At 65.5% G+C, this 6,001-nt stretch carries 6 protein-coding genes, 4 tRNA genes and 1 pseudogene (2 of these 11 only partly in view); all 11 read right to left on the reverse strand.

Going from position 1 to position 6,001, the window contains the following annotated elements:
- Window positions 1-380: pseudogene (locus GLA29479_RS23145) on the reverse strand (GTP-binding protein) (its annotated part extends 10 nt beyond the left edge of the window); the annotation flags it as partial.
- 72 nt (window positions 381-452) lie between these two features.
- A tRNA-Thr gene (locus GLA29479_RS23150) sits at window positions 453-528 on the reverse strand.
- A gap of 94 nt (window positions 529-622) precedes the next feature.
- Window positions 623-697: transfer RNA gene (locus GLA29479_RS23155), tRNA-Gly, on the reverse strand.
- A gap of 159 nt (window positions 698-856) precedes the next feature.
- Window positions 857-942: transfer RNA gene (locus GLA29479_RS23160), tRNA-Tyr, on the reverse strand.
- Window positions 943-1,069: 127 nt separating this feature from the next.
- Entirely contained in the window at window positions 1,070-2,161 is a 1,092-nt protein-coding gene (ychF, locus tag GLA29479_RS23165; RefSeq protein ID WP_031373752.1) for a redox-regulated ATPase YchF, read from the reverse strand.
- Window positions 2,162-2,242: 81 nt separating this feature from the next.
- Entirely contained in the window at window positions 2,243-2,824 is a 582-nt protein-coding gene (gene pth / locus GLA29479_RS23170) for an aminoacyl-tRNA hydrolase (RefSeq protein WP_031373751.1), read from the reverse strand.
- A gap of 59 nt (window positions 2,825-2,883) precedes the next feature.
- Window positions 2,884-3,543, reverse strand: coding sequence for a 50S ribosomal protein L25/general stress protein Ctc (locus GLA29479_RS23175; protein ID WP_057918905.1), 660 nt, complete (start codon window positions 3,541-3,543; stop codon window positions 2,884-2,886).
- A gap of 177 nt (window positions 3,544-3,720) precedes the next feature.
- Window positions 3,721-4,680 carry a ribose-phosphate diphosphokinase gene (locus GLA29479_RS23180; RefSeq protein ID WP_057918906.1) on the reverse strand — a complete coding sequence of 320 codons (960 nt, stop codon included), beginning with the start codon at window positions 4,678-4,680 and terminating at the stop codon, window positions 3,721-3,723.
- 84 nt (window positions 4,681-4,764) lie between these two features.
- Window positions 4,765-4,841: transfer RNA gene (locus tag GLA29479_RS23185), tRNA-Gln, on the reverse strand.
- Window positions 4,804-5,724 (reverse strand): 4-(cytidine 5'-diphospho)-2-C-methyl-D-erythritol kinase, encoded by a 921-nt coding sequence (gene ispE, locus GLA29479_RS23190; protein ID WP_057973325.1) that lies wholly within the window; start codon window positions 5,722-5,724, stop codon window positions 4,804-4,806. Before ispE ends, GLA29479_RS23185 begins: the two co-directional genes overlap by 38 nt.
- 66 nt (window positions 5,725-5,790) lie before the next feature.
- Window positions 5,791-6,001, reverse strand: the 3' portion of a protein-coding gene (locus tag GLA29479_RS23195) for a lipoprotein insertase outer membrane protein LolB (RefSeq protein ID WP_057972995.1). The gene runs 8 nt beyond the window's last position; 211 of the gene's 219 nt are visible here — the last part of the coding sequence; the start codon falls outside the window, past its right edge — the gene reads right to left on this strand; it ends in the stop codon at window positions 5,791-5,793.

Raw genomic sequence — 6,001 nt, forward strand, 5'->3', positions numbered from 1 at the left:
GCGACCTGACGCGACAGCAGGATGTGTTCGCGGGTCTGCGGCATCGGGCCGTCAGCGGCCGAGCACACCAGGATCGCGCCGTCCATCTGCGCGGCGCCGGTGATCATGTTCTTCACGTAGTCGGCGTGGCCTGGGCAATCGACGTGCGCGTAGTGACGCGTCGCCGATTCGTATTCCACGTGCGCCGTCGAGATCGTGATGCCGCGCGCCTTTTCTTCCGGCGCCGCGTCGATCGCGTCGTATGCCTTGAACTCGCCACCGAAACGCTCGGCGCCCACCTTCGTCAGCGCCGCCGTCAGCGTCGTCTTGCCGTGGTCAACGTGGCCGATCGTGCCGACGTTCACGTGCGGCTTGGTGCGCTCGAATTTACCCTTAGCCATGGCTGTCGCTTCTCGTTTGTGGGTCTGTATGTCGCGGCGGCTGTTGGTAAAGCAGCCTTGTCTTGCTTTGGATGGTGCTCACGAAAGGAATCGAACCTTCGACCTCCTCCTTACCAAGGAGGTGCTCTACCGACTGAGCTACGTGAGCGTGAAACCTGGATGTTGCGACCCGCCTGCGCGGGCTTTACTGCAATGGGACCGCTGCGGGCGAATTCAACCTTGTCGCCGACGAAGCCGTTCAATGGAGCGGGAGACGGGATTCGAACCCGCATTATCAGCTTGGAAGGCTGAGGCTCTAACCATTGAACTACTCCCGCGCCGCGTACAGCCATTACAGCGTTGGAACTTTAATCTGAAACCCGCATCGCCGACACCCTTGAAACCGAGATCGTCGTTGCTTGATTCCACTAGTACCTGCCGCGCCAGAATCCGTCGAACTCAAAAACCTGACGAACCGTTGCCTGTCGCGATGAAACTGGTGGAGGGAGGTGGATTCGAACCACCGAAGGCGTAAGCCAGCAGATTTACAGTCTGCCCCCGTTGGCCGCTTGGGTATCCCTCCAAAAGAGCCCGTAATTCTGGCGCGCGTTCTTCAGGAAGTCAACGCGTTTTCGTACAACTTTTTTCGGAATCTTCTCGCGCCGGCCGAACCGGCTGCCAGGCGACCCCGAAACGGCGGCATAGTGTACTCAGACATTGAACCGGAAGTGCAGTACATCGCCCTCTTGGACGCGATATTCCTTGCCTTCCAGGCGCAAACGCCCGGCATCGCGGGCTCCGGCCTCGCCCTTGTACTTGATGAAATCGTCGTAGGAGATGGTTTCGGCGCGGATGAAGCCCTTCTCGAAGTCGGTGTGGATCACCGCGGCGGCCTGCGGCGCGGTCGAGCCGGCCTTGACCGTCCAGGCGCGGACTTCCTTGACCCCGGCGGTGAAGTAGGTCTGCAGGCCCAGCAGCTCGTAGCCGGCGCGGATGACCCGGTTGAGACCGGGCTCGGCCAGGCCGAGGTCGGCCAGGAAGGTGTCGCGGTCGGCATCGTCGAGCTGGCTCAGCTCTTCCTCGATCGCGGCAGAGACCGGCACGACCTGGGCGCCCTCGAGCTTGGCGCGCTCGCGCACGGCGTCCAGGTGCGGATTGTTCTCGAAACCGTCCTCGAGCACGTTGGCGACGTACATCACCGGCTTGAGGGTGAGCAGGAACAGATCGCGCAGGGCGGCCTTGTCGTCCTCGGACAGGCTCAGCGCGCGCGCCGGCTTGCCGGCGTCCAGGCCCTCGCGCACGCGACCCAGGACCTCCTTGCGCACGATCGCTTCCTTGTCGCCGGTCTTGGCCGAGCGCTCGGCGCGCTGGTAGGCCTTCTCGACGCTTTCCAGATCGGCCAGCGCCAGCTCGGTATCGATGGTCTCGATATCGGCGATCGGGTCGACCTTGTTGTTGACGTGGATGACGTCCGGATTCTCGAAGCAACGCACCACGTGGGTGATGGCGTCGACTTCACGGATGTGGGCGAGGAACTTGTTGCCCAGGCCCTGCCCGCTCGCGGCGCCGGCGACCAGGCCGGCGATGTCGACGAATTCGACCGCGGTCGGCAGCAGCTTCTGCGGCTTGACGATCTCGGCCAGAGCGTTCAGGCGCGGATCCGGCACCGGCACGGCGCCGACGTTCGGCTCGATCGTGCAGAACGGGAAGTTCGCCGCGGCGATCCCAGCCTTGGTCAGGGCGTTGAAAAGGGTCGACTTGCCCACGTTGGGCAGGCCGACGATGCCGCATTTGATACCCATGGCTTTGTAATCCGGGAGAGAGAATCGGGAATCGGGAATGGGAAAGCGGGCCGTGACGATTCCCGATTCCCCATTCCCCATTCACGACTTCGGGGTGTGCAGGCGGGTCATGGCGTCCATCAGGTTGCCCTGCACCGCCAGCGGCATGACCTCGATGGCGTCGTCGATCGCGCGCAGGATCGTCGCCTCGTCGGCCTTGCCAGGACGTCCGAGCACCCAGGGAGTGACCTTGTCCTTGTGGCCGGGGTGGCCGATGCCGATGCGCAGGCGGTGGAACTTGCCGTGGCCGAGCAACTGGATGGTGTCGCGCAAGCCGTTCTGGCCGCCGTGGCCGCCGTCGAACTTGAGCCGGGCCGTGCCGGGCGCGAGGTCGAGCTCGTCGTGCGCCAGCAGCGCCTCCTCGGGCTCGATCTTCCAGTAACGCAGGGCCGCGGTGACCGACTTGCCCGACAGGTTCATGAACGTGGCCGGCTTGAGCAGCCAGACCGGACGCCCGGCGATCTCGATCTTCGAGGTTTCGCCGAACAATTTGGACTCCAGGCCGAACCGGCCGCCGAACTTTTCGTTCAGGGCGTCCACAAACCAGAACCCGGCATTGTGCCGGGTCCGGGTGTGTTCCGACCCCGGGTTGCCGAGGCCGACGATCAGGCGCAGATCTGCCATCGCGTAAGACTATCCGTGCACGCAAACCGGCGCGCCGATCAGGGCGCGCCGGTCCACGATCACTTCTTGTCTTCGTCCTTCTTGGCGACCTTGGCAGCCGGCACTTCGGCGACCGGCGCCTCGACGGCTTCTTCGGTCTCTTCCTTGCCGTGCTTGGCGATCACGACGGCGACGTCGTGTTCCTTGCCCAGCTTCAGCTCGGGGATCTCGACGCCCTTCGGCAGCTTGAGCTCCGAGAGGTGGACGATGTCGCCGACGGCGAGCGCGGACAGGTCGATCTCGAGGAACTCCGGCAGATCCTTCGGCAGGCAGCTGATTTCGACTTCGTTGAGCTCGTGGGTCACGACGACGTCGGCAGCCTTGCCGGCCGGCGACTTGTCTTCGTTGAGGAAGTGCAGCGGCACCGCGACGCGGATGGCCTGGTTCTCATCCACGCGCTGGAAGTCCAGGTGCATGATGATCTGCTTGTACGGGTGGCGCTGCATATCGCGCAGCAGCACGCTCTCGCTCTTGCCGTCGACATCGAGGGTCAGGATCGAGGAGTAGAACCACTCGTGCTGGCTGGCCAGCCAAACTTTCTCGTGATCGAGCTGGATCGGCTGCGGCGTAGCCTTGCCGCCGTAGATGATGGCCGGGATGCTGGCGGCACGACGCAGGCGGCGGCTCGCACCCTTCCCCTCGACGTTGCGGCCAGTGGCCTTGATGATGTGTTCGGACATTGTCGTTTACTCACTTTTACAGCGTTAGGATCGCCTCGCGGCGATTTGGAGACTCATCCGCGACCAGATGAGCCTTTGGAGCTGGGAATCGGCAATGGGGAATCGAGAATGGGTTCAAGCGCCGGCGCAGCGGCCACTTTCACGATTCCCGAGTCCCCATTGCCGACCCCCGGATGCTTAGTCCACGTACAACGAACTGACCGACTCGCCGAAGGCGATGCGGCGGATCGTCTCGGCCAACAGCTCGGCGACGCTGAGCTGGCGGATGCGGCCGGTAGCGCGGGCCGCGGCGGTCAACGGGATGGTGTCGGTCACCACCAGCTCGTCCAGCTGCGACTTCATTACGTTGTCGATCGCCGCGCCCGACAGCACCGGATGGGTGCAGTAGGCGACGACCTTCAGCGCGCCCTGCGCCTTGAGCGCGGCCGCGGCGGCGCACAGGGTGCCGGCGGTGTCGACGATGTCGTCGACCAGCACGCAGGTCTTGCCCGACACGTCGCCGATGATGTTCATCACCGTGGCGACGTTGGCGCGCGGACGGCGCTTGTCGATGATCGCCAGGTCGGCGTCGTCGAGGCGCTTGGCGATCGCGCGGGCGCGGACCACGCCGCCGACGTCGGGCGACACCACGACCATGTTGTCGGTGCCGTGCGCGCGCCAGATGTCGGCGAGCAGCAGCGGCGAGGCGTAGACATTGTCGACCGGGATGTCGAAGAAGCCCTGGATCTGGTCGGCATGCAGATCGACCGTGAGCACCCGGTCGGCACCGACGGCGCCGAACATCTTGGCCGCGACCTTGGCGGTGATCGGCACGCGCGAGGAGCGCGGGCGGCGATCCTGGCGGGCGTAGCCGAAGTACGGCACCACCGCGGTCACGTTGGCCACCGATGCGCGCTTGAGCGCGTCGATCAGGACCAGCAGTTCCATGAAGTTCTCGGCGGTCGGCGCGTTCGTCGACTGAATGACGAACACCTCCTGACGACGCACGTTCTCTTCGATCTCGACCTGCACCTCGCCGTCGGAGAAGCGCCCGACCAGGGCCTTGCCGAGCCGGATGCCGAGTTCCTTGCACACCGCTTCGGCAAGCGGACGGTTGGCATTACCGCTGAATACCAGCAGGTTGCGATCGTTTTGCACTGTCTTCTCCGCTTCGCTCTGACCGTGGCGGCTGGTGATGATTGGGGAGTGGGGAATCCACGATTCCCAACTCCCAGCATTCGATGGCAGGGGCGGTAGGATTCGAACCTACGAATGCCAGGATCAAAACCTGGTGCCTTGGGCCTCTTGGCGACGCCCCTGCGGAAGATTTGCCTCGAGCGCGGCACACAGCGCGGAACGCCCTGCACCGCCCGCCGTCCAGGCCCGTAGGCCGGAAGGCAGTTCCGCCAGCGCTGCCTCGGCGGATTCGCGCTGCGCGAACTCGACGAAACACCCGCTGCCAGAGCCGGTCAGGCGTGGCGAACCGATCTGCGACAACGCGGCGAAGGCGGCCTCGACGGCAGCTTCGCGCTTGCGCAACACCGGCTCGAACGCATTCCCGAGCGGCTTACCCGAAACGAAGTCCGACATTGTCGCGGGCGCGGCATCCCGCGTCAATTCAGACGATTGAAACAAGGCCGCGGTCGGCGCATGAACGCCCGGGTCGACCAGGACATACCACGCCGGCGCCAGCTCGACCGGCCGCAGCACCTCGCCGACGCCTTCGGCCCACGCATTCTCACCGCGCACGAAGACCGGCACGTCGGCGCCCAGGCGCAGCCCGAGCTCGGCCAGGCGGTCCACACCGAGATTGGTAGCCCACAAGGCGTCCAGGGCGACCAGCACGGTCGCCGCATCGGACGAGCCGCCGCCGAAACCGCCGCCAGCCGGAATGCGCTTTTCGATGACGATGTCAGCACCTTGACCGCTGTTAGCCTCCTTTTGCAGCAGCAAGGCGGCCCGCACGGTGAGGTCGTCGTGCTCGGCTACACCCGCCACCGAGGCCCCGTGGCGAACTACCCGCCCATCCGCGCGCGGGCGCAGGCGGATCGTGTCGCCCCAGTCGAGCAGACGGAACACGGTCTGCAACAGGTGATAGCCGTCGGCACGGCGGCCGGTGATGCGCAGGAACAGGTTCAGCTTGGCCGGGGCGGGCCAGATCGACCAATTCGGCTCGATCGGGTCGGAAACGGAGGTGGGCATGATCGGATCGCAGCTCGGGCGCGCGTTATCGGTCGGGCGTTAAGGGTCGGAATGGAACGCTCAGGATCAGCGGCCGGCGCCGCCGGATGCCTGCGCGGCCTCCGCGCCCTGCCACTGATCGACGATCAAACGTACCCGGGCGTCGCCGCGGCGCGCGTCCAGCCGCGACGGCAGGTCGCCAGTGAGCGGCCATTCGTAGGCGATGCTCCAGCCGGCCTGCTCGATCGAAAGCGGGCGGCCGTCGGGCCCCGCGGCGATCCGCGGCGCGGCGGCGCCG

The organism is Lysobacter antibioticus (assembly GCF_001442535.1).
Classification (GTDB): domain Bacteria; phylum Pseudomonadota; class Gammaproteobacteria; order Xanthomonadales; family Xanthomonadaceae; genus Lysobacter; species Lysobacter antibioticus.

What these genes read in the sequence shown, in the direction of transcription:
- ychF (WP_031373752.1), bottom strand. Translation starts at nt 2,161, where the DNA reads ATGGGTATCAAATGCGGCATCGTCGGCCTGCCCAACGTGGGCAAGTCG.
- pth (WP_031373751.1), bottom strand. Translation starts at nt 2,824, where the DNA reads ATGGCAGATCTGCGCCTGATCGTCGGCCTCGGCAACCCGGGGTCGGAA.
- GLA29479_RS23175 (WP_057918905.1), bottom strand. Translation starts at nt 3,543, where the DNA reads ATGTCCGAACACATCATCAAGGCCACTGGCCGCAACGTCGAGGGGAAG.
- ispE (WP_057973325.1), bottom strand. Translation starts at nt 5,724, where the DNA reads ATGCCCACCTCCGTTTCCGACCCGATCGAGCCGAATTGGTCGATCTGG.